Annotated in this window: 1 pseudogene; it reads left to right on the top strand. The window is 48.4% G+C overall.

The window, feature by feature from the left end:
* Positions 1–246, top strand: a pseudogene (locus SB660_RS22935) (phosphate ABC transporter ATP-binding protein); the annotation flags it as partial.

The following is a 246-nucleotide window of genomic DNA, read 5'->3' as shown; positions in this document are numbered from 1 at the left end:
GAGAGATCCTTTATGAAGGGCTGAATATTTTGGGTGAAGCGATTAATGTCGTGTCTCTCAGACGGGAAATCGGTATGGTGTTTCAAAAACCGAATCCGTTCCCGAAATCCATTTACAATAACATCACACATGCGCTGAAGTATGCGGGGGAACGCAGGAAAGCCGTTTTGGATGAGGCGGTCGAGGAAAGCTTAACGAAGGCGGCGCTTTGGGATGAAGTCAAAGACCGGCTTCATTCATCGGCTC

Origin of the sequence: Bacillus sp. SIMBA_005, from assembly GCF_046535585.1 — a bacterium.
In the GTDB taxonomy this organism is placed as follows: domain Bacteria; phylum Bacillota; class Bacilli; order Bacillales; family Bacillaceae; genus Bacillus; species Bacillus pumilus.
The sequence above is the reverse complement of the archived record's forward strand: the minus strand, read 5'-3'. Positions and strand labels throughout refer to the sequence as shown.